Below are 16,545 nucleotides of genomic sequence, written 5' to 3'. Positions count from 1 at the left end.
GCGAGCCTCGCGACCGTGCCTGCGCCCGACGACATCGCTGCGCTCCCGATGGGAGCAGCGCGACGGTGAGGGCACACGACTTCCGTCCGTCAGGACGATGACATCACGGCACCAGGGTGCGCTGGTCCCGCCAGAAGGAGCAGCCCCATGGCTGAGGATTCCCGCACACCCGAACACGCCGAGGACACGACGGAGACGGACGCCCCGACGTCCGCCCCGCCGCGACGGCGCCGACGCGCCGGAGCGCCGACCGGCGCCCCGGCCGTGCACCAGGAGGCCGAGGAGCAGGCTCCTCATGCGCCGCTGACCAGCGTCCCCGAGCAGGAGTCCACGGCCCCCGTCGCCGAGGCCGAGCCGGCCCCGACCACCCGCCCCAAGCGCCGCCGCTCGGGCGCGCCCGCCGGCCCTCCCGTGGCGCCGGTGTTCTCCGCCGCCCACGACCCCGTCCCCGCGGCCCCGACCCCCGAGGACGACGAGGATGAGGACGCGGACGACGAGGAGGCGCCCACGCCCGCGGCCGAGGACCAGCACGGCGAGACCGGCGGCATCGCCGACGACCTCGCAGCCCTGTCGCGTCGTCGCGCCGTGCGGTCCCGCGCCACCTCCGAGGACGAGGACCGCTCCCGGCGCGCCCAGCTCGACTTCTCCTCCCTGCTGTTCCAGGCGCCGGACCTCCGCGAGGAGGCCGATTCCGACGCCGACACCACGGACGCATCCCACGCCGGCACCGTCGACGACGCGGAGGGCTCGCCCCGCGGCGAGCGGTCCGCCCGCGGTGGCCGGGGGTCGTCCGCGGCCCGTCGCCGTCGCAGCGAGGACACGGACTCCTCCGACGACACGGAGGGCTCCGGTCCCGACGACGACTCCGACGACGAGGGCGGGTCCTCCCGCCGTCGTCGCCGCCGCGGAGGCCGCGGTCGCCGCGGCCGGGGTCGTGGCGACGACGAGTCCGGCACCGACGAGCGCGGCGAGGACCACTCCGAGCAGCGAGCAGATGCCCGCTCGGACGATGACGAGGACTCCGGCGAGACCTCCGACCACGAGGCCTCCGACGACGCGCGCGAGGACGACGGCGGCTCCGGTGACGGGCAGGAGCGGTCCGGCTCCCGGCGCTCGCGCTCGCGGGGTGGCCGACGCGGCAAGGGTGGTGCGAAGAGCTCGGACGACTCCCACGGCTCCTCCGAGGAGCACGCCGAGCACACCGCCGAGGACTCCGGGACGTCCGACGAGACCTCCGACGACGACCGCGACGACGACGACTCCGCGGACGGCGGCAGCTCGAGCTCGCGCCGCCGGCGCCGGCGCCGGCGCTCCTCGGGCGGCGGCGAGGACAAGCCGTCCTCGGACGATCCGCCCAACACGGTGGTCAAGGTGCGCGACCGCCGCGACGAGGTCAAGGCCGTCAAGGGCTCGACCCGGCTCGAGGCCAAGAAGCAGCGCCGCCGCGAGGGCCGCGACGCCGGTCGGCGCCGCAACGTCATCACCGAGGCCGAGTTCCTAGCGCGCCGCGAGAGCGTCAAGCGCTCGATGATCGTGCGTGAGCGCCCGGGCCGCACCCAGATCGCCGTGCTCGAGGACGACGTCCTCGTCGAGCACTACGTCGCCCAGAGGACGCAGTCCTCGATGGTCGGCAACGTGTTCCTGGGCAAGGTCCAGAACGTGCTGCCCAGCATGGAGGCCGCCTTCGTCGACATCGGCAAGGGGCGCAACGCCGTCCTGTACGCCGGTGAGGTCAACTGGGACGCGGCCGGGCTCTCGGGCCAGCCGCGCCGGATCGAGCTCGCCCTCAAGAGCGGCGACCCGGTCCTGGTCCAGGTGACCAAGGACCCCATCGGCCACAAGGGCGCCCGCCTGACGAGCCAGATCTCCCTTCCGGGTCGCTACGTCGTGTTCGTCCCGGGCGGCTCGATGACCGGCATCTCGCGCAAGCTCCCGGACACCGAGCGCTCGCGGCTCAAGAAGATCATGAAGAAGGTCATCCCAGAGGGAGCGGGCGTCATCGTCCGCACGGCCTCCGAGGGCGCGAGCGAGGAGGCGCTGACGCACGACGTCGAGCGTCTGCGCGCGCAGTGGGACAAGATCCTCAAGGCCCAGAAGTCGAAGTCCGCCCCGGCGTCGCTGGCCCAGGAGCCCGACCTCGCCATCAAGGTGGTGCGCGACGTCTTCAACGAGGACTTCACCTCCCTGATCGTCGAGGGCGACAAGGCCTACGACGACGTCCACGAGTACGTCCAGGACGTCGCCCCCGATCTCCTCGAGCGCGTGACGCGGCACATGGGCGACAAGGACGTGTTCGTCAAGCACCGCGTCGACGAGCAGCTGCTCAAGGCGATGGACCGCAAGGTCTACCTGCCCTCCGGCGGCTCCCTCGTCATCGACCGCACCGAGGCGATGACCGTCGTCGACGTCAACACGGGCAAGTTCACCGGCTCGGGCGGCTCGCTCGAGGAGACGGTCACCCGCAACAACCTCGAGGCCGCCGAGGAGATCGTGCGCCAGCTGCGGCTGCGCGACATCGGCGGGATCATCGTCGTCGACTTCATCGACATGGTCCTCGAGGCCAACCGCGACCTCGTCGTGCGCCGCCTCATCGAGTGCCTCGGGCGAGACCGCACCAAGCACCAGGTTGCCGAGGTCACGTCGCTGGGCCTGGTCCAGATGACCCGCAAGCGCGTGGGCCAGGGCCTCGTCGAGACGTTCTCGACCACCTGCGAGGCGTGCGCGGGCCGCGGGATCCAGATCGACATCGACGGCAAGCACCACCACGAGTCCGACCAGCAGGACGACGGCGGCCGCAACGGCGGCTCGCGCCGCCGGGGCGGACGCAAGGGCTCCGCCTCGGGATCCGGGTCCGCCGGGAGCACCGGCAAGGACGCGCCCGCGGAGGAGCCCGCCGAGGAGTCACCGGAGGACGTGCACCGGCTCGAGGAGGACACCACCTCCCGGGAGCTGGCCCGCGCGACCATCGCCTCGATCGCCGCCGCGACCACTGGCCACGGGCACCCCGAGGTGGTCGTCGACGGCCAGGTGATCAGCGTCGACGAGCCCGCGGACCAGGCGGCGTCCGCCCCGGAGCCGGAGAGCGCCGCCACGACGCCCGAGGACACGGTCGAGGACGCGTGGACCACCGAGGTCGCCGAGGAGGCCCCGGCGACCCCCGTGACGTCCGACGACGACTGGACCAGCGAGCCCTCCGAGGCTCCCGAGGACCCGGATGCCTCCCGTGCGTGACCAGTTCCACAGCGCGAGGTGACGTTCCCGCAGGTCACACGGCACGACATGGTTGACCGTGCGGCCTGCGGGACCGTATCCTGTACTGCGGCGCGTTCACCGCGCCCCGTCGTGCTCGCCCACGGGTGACGGCGCGACCGCATCGTCCCGCAGGCCCCTGCGGTGCCCGGCTCCGGCCGGGTCCCGGGAGCCCCGCGCGGTCGACGGTCGCAGGTCCGCCGGAACCGGGCGGGACAGCAAGCGAATCAGACGAACAGATGGAGCATTGACGTGGTGTACGCAATCGTCCGCGCAGGCGGTCGTCAGGAGAAGGTGTCGGTCGGCGACACCTTCGTCATCAACCGCGTCGCCGGCGAGACGGGCGACAGCGTCGATTTCGCTCCCGTCCTGCTCGTCGACGGCGACAAGGTCACCGCCGGTGCCGAGGACCTCGCGAAGGTCACCGTCACCGCCGAGATCCTCGAGGAGCTCCGCGGCCCCAAGATCCGCATCCTCAAGTACAAGAACAAGACCGGCTACAAGAAGCGCCAGGGCCACCGCCAGGAGCTGACGCGCCTCAAGGTCACCGGCATCGCCTGAGCGATCCCGTCACCGGGCACAACGAGAGAAGGTTTCCCCATGGCACACAAGAAGGGCGCAAGCTCCTCGAAGAACGGCCGCGACTCCAACGCGCAGCGCCTCGGCGTCAAGCGCTTCGGCGGCCAGAACGTCGGCGCGGGCGAGATCATCGTCCGCCAGCGCGGCACGCACTTCCACCCCGGTGACGGCGTGGGACGCGGCAACGACGACACCCTGTTCGCCCTCACGGCGGGCACGGTCGAGTTCGGCCGCAAGCGCGACCGCAACGTCGTCAGCATCGTCACCGGCGTCTGACGCACCGCCGCGCGCCGCGCGGCACGCACACACCTCGACCAGGGGCGGAGTCATCGCACTCCGCCCCTGATCGCATCCCCGGGCCGCATCCGCGCGCACCACATCGACCGGGGAACAACGGATCCGGGAGGACCCCACCATGACCACGTTCGTCGACAGGGTCCTCCTGCGCGCCGCGGGCGGCAACGGCGGCCACGGCTGCGCATCGATCCGCCGCGAGAAGTTCAAGCCCCTGGCCGGCCCCGACGGCGCCAACGGCGGCCGCGGCGGCGACGTGATCCTCGAGGTCGACGCCTCGTCGACGACGCTGCTCAGCTACCACCACGCCCCCAACCAGCGCGCACAGTCCGGCGGCTTCGGCAAGGGCGACATGCGCGCCGGCTCCAACGGCGAGGACCTCGTCCTGTCCGTGCCCGACGGCACCGTCGTGACCACCGAGGACGGCCGCGTCCTGGCCGACCTCGTGGGCATCGGCGCGCGCTTCGTCGCGGCGCACGGCGGCACCGGCGGACTCGGCAACGCCGCCCTCGCCTCCCGCCAGCGCAAGGCCCCCGGCTTCGCCCTCCTGGGAGAGCCCGGCGAGGAGCACACCTACGTCCTCGAGCTCAAGGCCGTCGCCGACGTCGCCCTCGTCGGCTTCCCCAGCGCCGGCAAGAGCTCGCTGATCGCCGCGATGAGCGCCGCGCGTCCCAAGATCGCCGACTACCCCTTCACCACGCTGACCCCCAACCTCGGCGTCGTCGAGGCGGGGGAGTACCGGTACACGGTCGCCGACGTCCCCGGGCTGATCCCCGGGGCGAGCGAGGGCAAGGGCCTGGGACTGGACTTCCTGCGCCACATCGAGCGCTGCCACGTGATCGCCCATGTCCTGGACGCCGCCGCGCTCGAGTCCGACCGCGACCCCGTCACCGACCTCGCGACGATCGAGGCCGAGCTCGCCGCGTACGCGGGCGGCCTGGACGCCGAGGCCGGGGACCGGGTGCCGCTCATGGAGCGCCCGCAGGTGATCGTCGTCAACAAGACGGACCTGCCCGACGGCCAGGACATGGCCGAGATCGTCCGCGAGCGCCTCGCCTCCCACGGCGTGCCCGTCCTCGAGGTCAGCGCCGTGTCCCACAAGGGGCTCCGGGAGCTCGAGTTCGTGCTCGGGCGTCTGGTCGACGAGGCACGTGCCGCGCTGCCCGAGCCCGAGGCGGCCCCGGTCGTCCTCAAGCCCCGCTCGGTGGACTCCTCGCCGTTCCGCGTCGAGAAGACCCAGTACGACGGGGACGTGGCGTACCGGATCCTCGGCGCCAAGCCCGAGCGCTGGGTCCGCCAGACCGACTTCACCAACGACGAGGCCGTGGGCTACCTCGCGGACCGCCTGAACCGTCTGGGTGTCGAGGAGAAGCTGTACAAGGTCGGTGCCGTCGCGGGCGACACGGTCGTCATCGGCGGCGCGGACGACGCCGTCGTCTTCGACTGGGAGCCCACCCTCATGGGAGGTGCCGAGCACCTCGGCTCCCGCGGCACCGACGCCCGCCTCGAGGACCGCTCGCGGCCCACCCGTGAGGAGAAGCGCGAGGACCAGAAGGCCCGCACGGCGGCGCGCATGGACCGCCTGGAGGCCATGGACCAGGAGCGTCGCTCCGGGCACTGGGCCGATCCCGCCGCCTCCGACGACTGACCCGTGAGCACCGTCCCCCAGCAGCCCCGACAGCCCGCCCGCGTCACCGCGCGCGCGCAGGTCCCCGGTGTCCACCGCATCGTCCTGAAGATCGGCTCCTCGAGCCTCACGGACACCGCCGGGCGCCTGGACCCGGCGGCCGTCCGGGCCGTGGCCGACCACGTCGCCGTGCTCGCCGCGCGGGGGACCGACGTCGTGATCGTCTCCTCCGGGGCGATCGCCGCGGCGCTGGCCCCGCTGGGCCTGCCGCGCCGCCCCGCGGACGTCGCGACCCAGCAGGCCGCCGCGAGCGTGGGCCAGTCGCTGCTGGCATCGGCCTGGGCGCAGGCGCTCGGCGCGAACGGCCTCGTCGCCGGTCAGGTGCTGCTCACCGAGTCCGACGTGATCCGCCGTGAGACCTACCGCAACGTGCGCACCGCCCTCGAGGCGCTCCTGGGCATGCGTGCCGTGCCCGTGATCAACGAGAACGACACGACCGCCACCCACGAGATCCGCTTCGGGGACAACGATCGCCTGGCCGCGCTGGTCGCCCAGCTGATCGGCGCCGATCTGCTCGTGCTGCTGACCGACGTCGACGCGCTGTACACGGCGCCGCCGCGGGAACCGGGCGCACGCCGCATCGTGACCGTCCAGGACGACGCCGCGCTCGAGGGCGTGGACGTGGGCAGCGTCGGGTCCGCCGTGGGCACGGGCGGCATGGTCACCAAGCTCGCCGCGGCCCAGCACGCCTCGACCACCGGCACCGCGACGATCCTCACCGCCGCGGGACTGCTCGGCGAGGTCCTCACGGGCCAGGACGTGGGCACGTTCTTCCCGGCCCGCCACGGACGGCGGCGCTCCCGGCTCGTGTGGCTGCGCTTCGCGACCCGCGGTGCGGGAAGCCTCCACGTCGACGAGGGCGCCGCGACCGCGCTCGCCTCACGACGCCGTTCGCTCCTCGCGGTGGGCATCACCGAGGTGCGGGGGACGTTCGCGGCGGGCGTGCCGGTGGACGTCGTGGCCCCGGACGGCCGCGTCGTCGCACGGGGCCTCGTGGCCTACTCGAGCGAGGACCTGCGGGCGATCCGCGGACGCTCGAGCGCCGACCTGCGCCACGAGCACGGGGACGCCTTCCGTCGCCCCGTGCTGCACCGGGACGACCTCGTGGTGCTGCCCGGAGCCTGAGCCCCGGACCCGACGGCGCGTCAACCCTCGCGCTTCGGGGCGAACGTCGCCCGGGCCGCCGCGACGGCACCCAGGACCAGCCCGAGGACGGCCCACAGCGCCGGGCCCGTGAGCCCGCCGAAGGCGACCGCCCCCGCAGCGCAGAGCAGCAGGGCCGTGGTGTACCCCAGCAGGGCCAGCCACATGGGACGTCGTCCCGCGGCGGCGACGACGGCCGATGGGCGATTCCCGGGCGCTCATGCGCGGGCACCCAGGACCGTGACGGTCCGTGCGGCCGCCGCCACGGCGATCCGGCTCGCGGCCAGCAGGTCCGTCCCCCCGGCGAGCTCCGCGGCGAGCACCCCCGTCAGCGCATCGCCCGCGCCGGTCGTGTCGACCGTGCGGACCCGGGGGGCGGGGACCTCGTGGACGGGGCCGGCCCCAGCACCCACGAGGGCGCCGTCGGCCCCTCGGGTGAGGACCACGGAGGTCACGCCCTTCGCGAGCAGGGTCCGGATGCTCTCCCGGAGGTCCTGCGCGTCGCCATCACCGTCATCGTCGCCCTCGGCGTGCCGGCCCGCGAGCAGCGCCACCACCCGAGCGGCCTCGTGGACGTTCACGACCAGGGGATCGGCGGCACGGAGCACGTCGGGATCCAGTGGTCCGACGGGGGAGGGGTTGAGCACGAGACGACCGCGGCACAGGCGCGCCGCGCACTCGGTGCCCGCCCGCGGGATCTCGCCCTGGACCACCACCACCGCGGCACCGGAGACCGCGGTGCGGTGCTCGAGCACCCGGTCCGCGGTGACCGCGGCGTTGGCGCCGGGCACCACGACGATCGAGTTCTCCGCGCCGGCATCGACGGTCACGACCGCGAGCCCGGTGGGACCCGGCACACGCCGCACCGCGGAGATGTCGACCCCGGCCTGCTCGAGCGCGGTCGTCGCGAGGTCGGCGTGCTGGTCGTCGCCGACCGCCCCGATCATGCGCACCCGGGCACCGTGCCCCGCGGCGGCCACGGCCTGATTGGCCCCCTTGCCTCCCGGGGTGGCGGCTCCGCCGCCGCCGATGACCGTCTCACCGGGGCGCGGTCGTCGCGTGACCGTCACCGTCAGGTCAACGTTGATCGACCCCACCACGACGACCTCGACCGCTCGGCCCGGGGCGGCCTCCTGCGCTGCGTGCACCCTGTCCTCCTCGTGTCCTGCGGCACCGGGGCCGCCGACGACGGACAGGCCACGCCCGCGCGCCGCCGCCTTCGTACGATGGGCCCCATGGTCCCCCAGCTGACGGTCGATGACACCCCCACCGCCGAACCCACCGCCCGCGATCAGGTCCTGGACGCCGCACGCGCCGCGCGCGATGCCCAGCCCCGGCTCGCCGTCCTGACCCGCGCCCGCAAGGACGCCGTGCTGCTGGCGATGGCGGATGCCCTGACGGGACGCTCCGCGAAGATCGTCGCGGCCAACGCGGAGGACCTCGCCGCCGCCGACGCCGCGGGCATGGACCCGGGGCTGCGCGACCGCCTGGTGCTGGACGCGGAGCGGATCGTGTCGATCGCCCAGCAGCTCCGCGACGCCGCCGCCCTGCCCGACCCCGTGGGGGACGTCGTGCGCGGCTCGGTGCTCGCCAACGGCCTGCAGCTGCGCGAGGTGCGCGTGCCCTTCGGCGTGGTCGGCATGATCTACGAGGCGAGACCCAACGTCACGGTCGATGCCGCGGGGCTCGCGCTGAAGTCCGGCAATGCGATCGTGCTGCGGGGCGGCTCCGCGGCCCGGCACTCCAACGAGGCGATCATCGCCGTGCTGCGCGAGGTGCTCCTCGAGCAGGAGCTCCCGGACGACCTGATCGTGGGGATCGACGCCCATGGCCGCGAGGGAGCGGACGCGCTCATGGGCGCCCGCGGCCTCGTCGACGTGCTCATCCCGCGCGGTGGGGCGGGGCTGATCCGACGCGTCGTCGAGCGGTCGACCGTGCCGGTCATCGAGACCGGGACGGGCACCACCCACGTGTTCGTCGATGCGAGCGCGGACCTCGAGCAGGCCGTCCCGATCGTGCTCAACGCCAAGACCCAGCGGGTCGGGGTGTGCAACGCGCTGGAGACCCTGCTCGTGCACGCCGATGCCGCCGGGACCGCCCTGCCCGTCCTGGCGGCGGCGCTGGTCGGAGCCGGGGTCACCCTGCACGTCGACGACCGCTCCCGGGCGATCCTCGATGCGGTCGCGGCCACCGTCGATCCCGCCGCGGTCGTGGACGCCGTGCCGGAGGACTGGGACCTCGAATACCTGTCCCTCGACCTCTCGGTGCGCGTGGTCGAGGACCTGGACGCGGCGCTCGCGCACATCCGCGCGCACTCCTCGGGGCACACCGAGTCGATCCTCACCCGCGACCTCGCCGCGTCCCAGCGCTTCGTGCAGGAGGTCGACTCCGCGGTCGTCATGGTCAACGCCTCCACGCGCTTCTCCGACGGCGGGGAGTTCGGCTTCGGCGCGGAGATCGGCATCTCCACCCAGAAGCTCCATGCGCGCGGCCCGATGGGGCTGCCCGAGCTGACCAGCACCAAGTGGATCGTGATCGGCCAGGGGCACGTGCGTCCCTGACGGATTCCCGGGCACGTCTGTGGGATGATGAGCAGGTCTGCCGTGACCGTGGAAAGGCCCGTTCCCATGCTCGACCAGCTCCTCATCCTCGCCGAGGGCGGCTCGCACGCCTCCGAGGGCGTCTCCCCGTTCCTGGTGGGCGGTGGTGCCTTCGTGATCCTCCTGTGCCTGCTGGGGATCACCTATCTCTTCAGCGGCCTCAACCAGAAGCCCTCGCAGCGGTCCAAGGACGTCGCCGCGCGCCGGGACGGCGAGCACGGCCGCACCACCAGCACGCGTCCGGGACAGCACTGAGCTCGATGGAGCAGCGGCGGCGGCGCATCGGCGTGATGGGCGGGACCTTCGATCCCATCCACCACGGCCACCTGGTGGCCGCCAGCGAGGTCCAGAGCGTCTTCGGCCTCGATGAGGTCGTGTTCGTGCCCACCGGTCGCCCGTGGCAGAAGTCCGGGCGGGGCATCTCCGATCCGGAGCATCGCTACCTCATGACCGTGATCGCCACCGCCGCCAACCCCGTCTTCACCGTCTCACGGGTGGACATCGACCGCCCCGGCGCGACGTACACGACGGACACCCTGCACGATCTCGCGGACCGCCACCCCGATGCCGACCTCTTCTTCATCACGGGCGCCGACGCCCTGCAATCGATCCTGACCTGGCGCGACAGCGCGAAGCTCTTCGAGCTCGCGCACTTCATCGGCGTCACGCGGCCCGGTCACGTGCTCGACTCGACGGGGGTGCCCCAGGACAGGGTCTCCCTCATCGAGGTCCCGGCCATGGCGATCAGCTCGACGGACTGCAGGATCCGGGTGGGCCAGGGGGAGCCCGTCTGGTACCTCGTGCCCGACGGGGTGGTGCAGTACATCAACAAGTACGCGTTGTACACAGGAGGTGACGACGATGAGCGACGGAACGCAGCACGCCTCGCCGGCTGAGGGGAGCCCCACGCGACGCCGGCACGGTCGCCGTGCACGGCAGCTCTCGCCCGAGGAGCAGGTGGCGCTCGACGCCCGCCGGGCAGAGCTCGAGGCCTCGGGGGTGATCCCGGTGGTCCCCTCCGATCCGGAGGAGGCCGCACCGCGGGACGACGCGGCGGGCGACACGGCCTCGCCGGGCACCGACCCCGCCGCGGGCGCCGACGCGGACACGCATTCGCGCACTGACGCGGTGGCAGAGCCCGGGCCCACCCCCTCCCCGGTCGATGCGCCGGCGGATCCCTCCGCCGACGACTCCTCCTGGACCTCCGTCGAGAGGGCCGGGGACCGCGAGGACGATGTGGCGCCCGCGACGGCGTCGACCGCCCTCGAGCCTCCCATGCCGCGACTGGCCCCCTGGGTCGACGAGGAGCGCCGCGGCGCCCAGCCCGCGCGCTTCCCGTACATCTCGGGCCGCCCGCTCGGCGGCGCCGCGCCGCCTCTCCCGGGCCACGACGACACGGCCGTCCTGTCCCCGATCCACCACGGCGCGCCCACGCCCAGTCAGGCGCCGACAGTGACGGACAGCCCCGCTGAGTCGACGCAGGACACCGAGGGATCCGCCATCGCGGGCTCTGCGGACGCGGAGCCGACGCCGACCGGGACGCCGGCAGAGGGTGACGTCGCGGAGACGTCGACCGCCCGGGGCACCGACCAGAGCCCCCGGAGTCCCGCGAGCCCTGCTCCGTCGGGTTCCCCGTCGTCCCCCGCCTCGCCCGCGCCCGGGACCCCGTCGCCCGCCCCGGCGAGCGGTGCGGCGGCGACGCTGCGCGATGTGCAGCGTCCGCCCGCCGGCTCGCCGACGCCCACGGTGCGCCGCCTGGGGCGCCGGGCGCGGATCGTGGAGATCGAGGAGGCCGCCGCGGCGGGCCGCCCGACGACCGCCACCCTGGATCCGGGATCCGTGCCCTCGGTCGCCCGCGACGCCGACGGCGTCGAGCTGGGCGAGCTCGCGGTGGGCGATGCTCCCGGTCCCCGTCCCGCACCGCGCTTCGAGGGTCGCGTGCTGCATCGGCCCGAGCGCTCCGGGGGCAACCCCATCGTCTGGATCGTGTGGGCGCTGGTCGCCCTCGCGCTGATCGTCCTCGTCGCCCTGCTCCTGGCGGGTGTCATCGGCCCCGGCATCTCCGGCGCCCTCGGCGCCCTCCCGGTGGGCGTCGACGCACCGCCCGCCTCGTCCCCCCTGTCGACCTGAGAGGTCCCACCGCGTGAGCGCTTCCGAAGAATCCATCGAGCTGGCCCGGATCGCCGGCCAGGCCGCCGCCGACAAGCTCGCGGGCGACGTGATCGCCCTCGACGTGTCCGAGCAGCTCGTCATCACCGACATCTTCCTGGTGTGCAGCGGGACCAGCGAGCGGCAGGTCTCCGGCATCGTCGACGGCATCGAGGAGGCGCTGCTGAAGACCTCGCAGCGCAAGCCCATCCGTCGCGAGGGCGAGCGGGATGCCCGCTGGGTGCTGCTGGACTACGGGGACATCGTCGTGCACGTCCAGCATGCCGAGGACCGCGCGTTCTACGCGCTCGAGCGCCTGTGGCGCGAGGCGCCCGTGATCGGCCTCGAGCTGGACGTCGCCCCCGCCGCCGGCACGGCCGCCCAGGAGTGAGCGGGACCTCCGGCGGCCACGGCACGGCGGGCGGGCACCCGGTCCGGGCACGCCGTCACGTCGGTCGGCTGATCCTGGCGCGCCACGGCCAGACGGCCCACAACGCCTCCGGACGGCTTCAGGGCCAGGTGGACATCCCGCTCAACGAACGGGGCCGAGCCCAGGCCCGGGCCCTCGCGCGCACCATCGCCCACCAGGACGTGGATCTGATCGTCAGCTCGCCCCTGCAGCGGGCGCTGGCGACCGCCGAGGCCTGCGGCGCGGCAGCGGGACTGCCCGTGCTCACCGATCCCGCTCTCATCGAGCGGGGCTTCGGCCGTTGGGAGGGGCTCAGCGGTGACGAGATCCGCGCCCGGTGGCCGCGCGAGCACGAGGCGTGGCGCTCCCACCTCGAGGTCCCCGGTCTCGACATCGAGGTCCGGGCCGACGTCGCCCGTCGCTTCGCGGATCGATGCCGGAGCCTCCTGTCCGAGCATCCCGGCATGACCGTCCTGGTGGTGGCGCACGGCGCCGCGATCACGCTCGGGATCAGCGCCATGATCGGGCTGGACCCGTCCTCCCGCGGGATCGCCGGCCTCGAGAACTGCCACCGCAGCGTGCTCGAGCCGCTCGCGGCCGATCCCTCGGGGCAGCAGCTGCGGCTGCTCGCCCACAACCTCGCGCCGGATCCCGAGGACTGAGAGCGCTCTCGGACCCGGTGCGACGTCGGGGACAAGACCCCGCAGGTCTCCTCCGTGCTCATCGTCCGGTCTCGATCTCCAGCCCGGCGACCGCCTCGTCCGGGGCCATCGGTGGGGATCGTGGCCACGGGCCGGCCCCGGGACCTCCGGTCGCCGAGGCTCGCACGTTCCCTGGTGAGGTCGCGGTCACATCGCGGACGTCCTGATTTCACCTCGCCGCATCGGAGTTGTAGAGTTATCGGGTCGTCGCGACACCGCCCCTCGGGTCGGCGAGCGAGGACGAGCACGGGGCTATGGCGCAGTTGGTAGCGCGCCTCCATGGCATGGAGGAGGTCCGGGGTTCGAATCCCCGTAGCTCCACTCGAGAAGCTCTGAGACAGTGACTCGTGACGAGGGCCCCGCCGTTCGGCGGGGCCCTCGTCGTGTCCGGGGTCGCCGCAGGGCGACGGCGGACCCTCCCGGATCGACGTGCCGCGAGCGATCGCGAGGGAGTGGAGACGATGCCCGCACGCAGCCCTCGCGCCCTCGCGCGCAGCACCGCCGCCGACGATGCCGATCCGGGCCGAACGCGGCGCAGGCTCGGCATGATCGCCCTGGTCGCGACTCTCGGCGGGCTGCTCTTCGGATACGACACCGGCGTGATCAACGGAGCGCTGCGGCCGATGTCCGCGGAGCTGGGGCTGACGGCGCTCACCGAGGGCGTCGTCACCAGCTCCCTGCTGTTCGGCGCCGCCGTCGGTGCGGTCCTGGGCGGACGCGTGTCCGATGCCCGGGGTCGCCGCCCGACGATCATCGGTCTCTCGTGCCTGTTCTTCGCGGGGTCCGCGCTGTGCGTCCTCGCACCCGGGGTTCAGGTCGTCGTCGCGGGCCGGGTGCTCCTGGGACTGGCGGTCGGGGGCGCATCGACCGTCGTCCCCGTCTTCCTCGCGGAGATCGCCCCGTACGAGATCCGAGGATCCCTCGCCGGACGCAACGAGGTCATGATCGTGATCGGTCAGCTCGCGGCCTTCGTCGTCAATGCGGTGATCGGCACCGTGTGGGGCGAGCATGCCGGGGTCTGGCGGATCATGCTGGCGGTCTCGGCGCTGCCGGCGGTCGCGCTGTTCCTCGGGATGTCGAGGGCGCCGGAGTCCCCGCGCTGGCTCGTGGCGCGGGGCCGTGCCGACGAGGCGATCGCCGTGCTGCGCCGGATGAGACCCCCGGGCCGCGCCGAGTCCGAGGTGGCGGAGATCCTCGCGTCCTCGCGCCCGGGGGAGGCGGAGGGGACGACGGGCCTGCGGGCCATCCTCGCCTCGCCCATGCTCCGGCGGATCCTGCTGGTGGGCACCGGCGTCGCGGTGGCCCAGCAGCTCACGGGGATAAACTCGATCATGTACTACGGGCAGACGATTCTCGTCGAGGCGGGCTTCGACGAGCACGCCGCCCTCATCGCGAACGTCGCTCCCGGAGTCATCGCCGTGGCGGGGGGCTTCGTGGCCCTGGCGACCGTGGACCGGATCGACCGGCGACGGACGTTCCTCATCGGCCTCACGCTCACGACGCTCTCGCACCTTCTGCTCGCGATCAGCGCGGGCTTGCTGCCGGTGGGCAGCCCCGCCCGGCCCTACGTGGTGCTCGCGCTCGTCGTGCTGTTCGTCGGTTCGATGCAGACCTTCTTGAACATCGCGGTGTGGGTGTACCTCTCGGAGATCTTCCCGCTGCGCATCCGCGGCATCGCGATCGGGGTCGCGGTCTGCTGCCACTGGATCACCAACGCCCTGCTGGGCCTGTTCTTCCCCACCCTCGTCGCCGCCCTCGGCATCACGGGCACGTTCTGGCTGTTCGGCGCGATGGGCGCGCTCGTCATCGTCTTCGTGGCCACCCAGGTGCCCGAGACCCGCGGACGGACGCTCGAGGAGATCGGAGACGGGATCGAGTCGGGGGAGATCTTCGCGCGGAGAGGAATCGCAGGACGATGACCGGGAGGGCACACGGCTCAGATCCGACCTCGGGCGACGACGCGCGGGCCGCGGCGCCTGGCCGTCGGGATCGGCGGTGCCGTGCTCGGGGTCGCCGGCGCCGCCCTCCTGATCCGTCCGCTCACGGCGCTCCTCGTGCTCGGGGGAGTCCTCGCCGCGGCCGCCGTCCTCGCGGGCGTCGCGGTCGCGCGCCGCCGGACCCTGCCGGCGTGGTGGCGCCGTCCGCTCGGCGTGCTCCTCGTGATCCTCGGCGCGCTGGCGGCCGCCGGCCTCCCGGTGACGATCCGTGCCGTGCCGGTCCTCGCGATCGCCGCCCTGATGGTGGGCGCTGCCGTCCAGGTGCGGCGCATGGTGCGTCCCGCGACGGGGCGCGAGAGGATCCTGGCCGCGGCGCGCGCCATCGCGGCCCTCGCAGCGGCCGGTCTGACCTGGGCCTGGCCCGATCTCGCCTCGATCGCCCTCGCGGCGGGGCTGTCGCTCGGGATGCTCGTCCGTGGGGCGATCCTGCTGGTCAGGGCGCTGCGCACGGCACCACGTCGCGCGCTCCCGCCGCGGCGTGCCCTCTCGCCGCGCGCCGTCGGGCGTCCGTCCCTCGTCCATCTGGTGGGGGCCTCGGTGCTCGCCGTCGCGCTCGCGGTGGGTTCGGCGAGCTCGGTCTCCCTCGTGGCCCGCGCCGAGGCGGTGGATGCCTTCTACTCGTGGTCGGGTCCGATCCCCGCGACGCCCGGCGCCGTCCTGCGGACTGCTCCGTACGCGGGGGCCGTGCCGTCGCGGGCGAGCGCCGTCCGCATCCTCTACGCGACGACCCATGGCGACGGCACGCCGGCACTCGCGAGCGCCGTGCTCGCGTACCCGGACGGTCCCGCCTCCGGGCCGCGTCCCGTCCTGGCGTGGCAGCACGGGACCACGGGCGTGGCCAGGGCCTGCGGCCCGAGTGTCGGACCCGATGCGCTCACCGAGACGGCGATCCCCGGGATCTCCCGGGCGATCGACCGCGGCTGGGCGGTGGTCGCGACGGACTACCCCGGACAGGGCACCGAAGGCCGCTACCCGTACCTGATCGGCCAGGGAGAAGGACGCGCCACCCTCGACGCCGCCCGCGCCGCAGGCCGGGTCGACGCCGCGCACGCCTCCTCGGACGTCTGGCTCTGGGGACACTCCCAGGGAGGCCACGCGACGCTGTGGGCCGGACAGATCGCCGCGGAGTACGCCCCGGAGCTCACCGTGCTCGGCGTCGCGGCGCTCTCGGCGGCCTCGGACCCGCTGGCGCTGGCCGAGCGCGTGACCGGTGCCGATGCCGGCCCGGTCTCGGACATCGTCACCTCGTTCGTGGCGGTGCCCTACAGCCAGGAGTACGCCGACATGCGCCTGCCCTCGCTCGTGCACCCCGCCGGACTGGCGCTGGTCGATGCCGCCGCGAGCCGCTGCGTCACCTCTCCCACGACGGCTGCCTCGGCGCTGACGGCCCTCGCGATCGGCCAGGACGCCCCGCTGTACCGGATCGACCTGAGCGCGGGGCCCGCCCGCGAGCGTCTCGCGGACAACCGCGCCGACGGGGAGGTTGACGCGCCGCTCTTCCTGGGACAGGGCACCGCGGACGAGGTGATCCCGCTGTCCATGCAGCAGCGGCTCGTCACATCCCTGTGCGAGCGGGGCCGCCCCGTCTCCGCGCACGAATACCCAGGGCGCAGCCACATGGGGGTGATCGCCGCGGATTCACCGCTGATCGAGGATCTCTTCGCCTGGGTGGACGCGGTCGAGCGGGGCGGGGCGCCGAGCACCTGCCCGGGGTGAGCGTCGGGCACTCCCGGCGGGG

General features: G+C 73.8%; 15 protein-coding genes and 1 tRNA gene. 14 read left to right on the top strand and 2 right to left on the bottom strand.

The annotated features are described in order from the left end of the window. Window positions 1–147 precede the first annotated feature (147 nt). From ACT3TZ_RS01025 to proB, 5 genes are all read left to right on the top strand, one after another. The gene (locus tag ACT3TZ_RS01025; protein ID WP_444581528.1) at window positions 148–3,231 is read left to right on the top strand and encodes an Rne/Rng family ribonuclease; all 3,084 of its coding nucleotides are present in this window, start codon (window positions 148–150) and stop codon (window positions 3,229–3,231) included. A gap of 270 nt (window positions 3,232–3,501) precedes the next feature. Beyond that, complete coding sequence (rplU, locus tag ACT3TZ_RS01020) at window positions 3,502–3,810, top strand: 50S ribosomal protein L21 (RefSeq protein ID WP_444581527.1); 309 nt, start codon at window positions 3,502–3,504, stop codon at window positions 3,808–3,810. A 39-nt stretch (window positions 3,811–3,849) separates the two neighbouring features. Then, window positions 3,850–4,104, top strand: coding sequence for a 50S ribosomal protein L27 (gene rpmA / locus ACT3TZ_RS01015; RefSeq protein WP_444581526.1), 255 nt, complete (start codon window positions 3,850–3,852; stop codon window positions 4,102–4,104). 139 nt (window positions 4,105–4,243) lie between these two features. Further along, window positions 4,244–5,770: a GTPase ObgE gene (gene obgE, locus ACT3TZ_RS01010; protein ID WP_444581525.1), complete on the top strand. Its 1,527-nt coding sequence runs from the start codon at window positions 4,244–4,246 to the stop codon at window positions 5,768–5,770. A gap of 3 nt (window positions 5,771–5,773) precedes the next feature. Next, complete coding sequence (gene proB / locus ACT3TZ_RS01005; RefSeq protein WP_444581524.1) at window positions 5,774–6,934, top strand: glutamate 5-kinase; 1,161 nt, start codon at window positions 5,774–5,776, stop codon at window positions 6,932–6,934. A 20-nt stretch (window positions 6,935–6,954) separates the two neighbouring features. Here proB and ACT3TZ_RS01000 read toward each other — a convergent pair whose 3' ends face one another. Next, window positions 6,955–7,119, bottom strand: a complete 165-nt coding sequence (locus ACT3TZ_RS01000; protein ID WP_444581523.1) for a hypothetical protein — start codon at window positions 7,117–7,119, stop codon at window positions 6,955–6,957. A gap of 51 nt (window positions 7,120–7,170) precedes the next feature. Continuing rightward, complete coding sequence (locus ACT3TZ_RS00995; protein WP_444581522.1) at window positions 7,171–8,100, bottom strand: ribokinase; 930 nt, start codon at window positions 8,098–8,100, stop codon at window positions 7,171–7,173. An 87-nt stretch (window positions 8,101–8,187) separates the two neighbouring features. Here ACT3TZ_RS00995 and ACT3TZ_RS00990 point away from each other — a divergent pair, with 87 nt between their 5' ends. The 9 genes from ACT3TZ_RS00990 (at window position 8,188) to ACT3TZ_RS00950 (ending at window position 16,523) form a co-directional block, all read left to right on the top strand. After that, window positions 8,188–9,513, top strand: coding sequence for a glutamate-5-semialdehyde dehydrogenase (locus ACT3TZ_RS00990; protein WP_444581521.1), 1,326 nt, complete (start codon window positions 8,188–8,190; stop codon window positions 9,511–9,513). A gap of 66 nt (window positions 9,514–9,579) precedes the next feature. Beyond that, window positions 9,580–9,807 (top strand): hypothetical protein, encoded by a 228-nt coding sequence (locus ACT3TZ_RS00985; RefSeq protein ID WP_444581520.1) that lies wholly within the window; start codon window positions 9,580–9,582, stop codon window positions 9,805–9,807. A 5-nt stretch (window positions 9,808–9,812) separates the two neighbouring features. Beyond that, window positions 9,813–10,448 carry a nicotinate-nucleotide adenylyltransferase gene (gene nadD, locus ACT3TZ_RS00980; RefSeq protein ID WP_444581519.1) on the top strand — a complete coding sequence of 212 codons (636 nt, stop codon included), beginning with the start codon at window positions 9,813–9,815 and terminating at the stop codon, window positions 10,446–10,448. After that, window positions 10,414–11,682 (top strand): hypothetical protein, encoded by a 1,269-nt coding sequence (locus tag ACT3TZ_RS00975; protein ID WP_444581518.1) that lies wholly within the window; start codon window positions 10,414–10,416, stop codon window positions 11,680–11,682. Before nadD ends, ACT3TZ_RS00975 begins: the two co-directional genes overlap by 35 nt. Window positions 11,683–11,695: 13 nt before the next feature. Further along, window positions 11,696–12,091, top strand: coding sequence for a ribosome silencing factor (gene rsfS, locus ACT3TZ_RS00970; RefSeq protein ID WP_444581517.1), 396 nt, complete (start codon window positions 11,696–11,698; stop codon window positions 12,089–12,091). Then, the gene (locus tag ACT3TZ_RS00965; protein WP_444581516.1) at window positions 12,088–12,771 is read left to right on the top strand and encodes a histidine phosphatase family protein; all 684 of its coding nucleotides are present in this window, start codon (window positions 12,088–12,090) and stop codon (window positions 12,769–12,771) included. The genes rsfS and ACT3TZ_RS00965 overlap by 4 nt, the downstream gene beginning before the upstream one ends. A gap of 287 nt (window positions 12,772–13,058) precedes the next feature. Further along, a tRNA-Ala gene (locus ACT3TZ_RS00960) sits at window positions 13,059–13,131 on the top strand. Between the two features lie 140 nt (window positions 13,132–13,271). After that, entirely contained in the window at window positions 13,272–14,729 is a 1,458-nt protein-coding gene (locus tag ACT3TZ_RS00955) for a sugar porter family MFS transporter (RefSeq protein ID WP_444581515.1), read from the top strand. 81 nt (window positions 14,730–14,810) lie between these two features. After that, window positions 14,811–16,523, top strand: a complete 1,713-nt coding sequence (locus tag ACT3TZ_RS00950; protein WP_444581514.1) for a lipase family protein — start codon at window positions 14,811–14,813, stop codon at window positions 16,521–16,523. Window positions 16,524–16,545 lie beyond the last annotated feature (22 nt).

The sequence above is a fragment of the Brachybacterium sp. AOP25-B2-12 genome, from assembly GCF_052378625.1.
Taxonomy (GTDB): domain Bacteria; phylum Actinomycetota; class Actinomycetes; order Actinomycetales; family Dermabacteraceae; genus Brachybacterium.
Note: the sequence above shows the minus strand (reverse complement) of the source record. Positions and strands in the feature narration are given on the sequence as shown.

Coding starts and splice junctions, on each gene's coding strand:
- ACT3TZ_RS01025 (WP_444581528.1), top strand. CDS start 148: ATGGCTGAGGATTCCCGCACACCCGAACACGCCGAGGACACGACGGAG.
- rpmA (WP_444581526.1), top strand. CDS start 3,850: ATGGCACACAAGAAGGGCGCAAGCTCCTCGAAGAACGGCCGCGACTCC.
- obgE (WP_444581525.1), top strand. CDS start 4,244: ATGACCACGTTCGTCGACAGGGTCCTCCTGCGCGCCGCGGGCGGCAAC.
- ACT3TZ_RS01000 (WP_444581523.1), bottom strand. CDS start 7,119: ATGTGGCTGGCCCTGCTGGGGTACACCACGGCCCTGCTGCTCTGCGCT.
- ACT3TZ_RS00990 (WP_444581521.1), top strand. CDS start 8,188: ATGGTCCCCCAGCTGACGGTCGATGACACCCCCACCGCCGAACCCACC.
- ACT3TZ_RS00985 (WP_444581520.1), top strand. CDS start 9,580: ATGCTCGACCAGCTCCTCATCCTCGCCGAGGGCGGCTCGCACGCCTCC.
- nadD (WP_444581519.1), top strand. CDS start 9,813: ATGGAGCAGCGGCGGCGGCGCATCGGCGTGATGGGCGGGACCTTCGAT.
- ACT3TZ_RS00975 (WP_444581518.1), top strand. CDS start 10,414: ATGAGCGACGGAACGCAGCACGCCTCGCCGGCTGAGGGGAGCCCCACG.
- ACT3TZ_RS00955 (WP_444581515.1), top strand. CDS start 13,272: ATGCCCGCACGCAGCCCTCGCGCCCTCGCGCGCAGCACCGCCGCCGAC.